The organism is Dietzia sp. B44 (assembly GCF_014145245.1).
Taxonomy (GTDB): Bacteria; Actinomycetota; Actinomycetes; order Mycobacteriales; family Mycobacteriaceae; genus Dietzia; species Dietzia natronolimnaea.
Genome location: NZ_JAALEF010000404.1, coordinates 4,272 through 4,979, shown reverse-complemented (window position 1 = coordinate 4,979; position 708 = coordinate 4,272). Strand labels below are relative to the sequence as shown.

The window sequence follows — 708 nt, the reverse complement described above, 5'->3', positions numbered from 1 at the left end:
TCGATCTCGCAGTCGCGTGCGTCAACGGTGCAGCCGGGGTGGCGGCAGGTGCCGTCGCGCAGCCGGATCCTCTCGGCCAGCGCCGGGGTGATGAAGTACTTGAGCACCGCATCCGGCGTGTCCTGGACGCCGGGTTGCGGGTCGATCAGCTCGAACCGCACTGTGGCCTCGCCGCCGGAGAGCAGTTCCTCGCACAGCCAGTCGAAGCTGGCGTAGGCGCCGTTGACGAACTGCACCCGGTTGGGCAGGCCCTGCGCGATGCTGTCGATGACCGAGATCCGGATGGGCTTGTCGGTGCCCCACGACGCACCCGGCCGCAGAGCTCCCGGCCGCGGAGCTCCCGGCGGCGTGTCCGTGCCGGCGCTACCTGTGTTGTCGGCGCGGTGGGTGTCCTCGGGGTCGTGCAGGGCGGTGCCGATGTCGTCGGTGTTCGGGTCCCCCAAGGCGCACAGGGCATCGGCGCGCAGTTGGTCGCGGGTGCGGGGATGGCCCGAATCGCAGGCGGCGCGGGCGGCGGCCTCGATGCGGCGGTGGAGTTTCTCGGCGTCCCCGCTGGGCAGGTGGGCCCACATGCTGGTCATGCCGTCGCGGTCGGGGCGGAACCGGACGGTGCGCTGCTCGACCGCGGCGTCGACCGCGTCCTGGGCGGCCCGGGGGTCGTGACGTTCCCTTGATGCGTCGACCGCGGTGTCCAACGCTGTGCGGCTA

At 72.2% G+C, this 708-nt stretch carries 1 protein-coding gene; it reads right to left on the bottom strand.

The features are described from left to right. Window positions 1–695: DUF222 domain-containing protein (locus G6017_RS12905; RefSeq protein ID WP_241731529.1), on the bottom strand; the 695-nt coding region annotated here is incomplete at its 3' end. Window positions 696–708 lie beyond the last annotated feature (13 nt).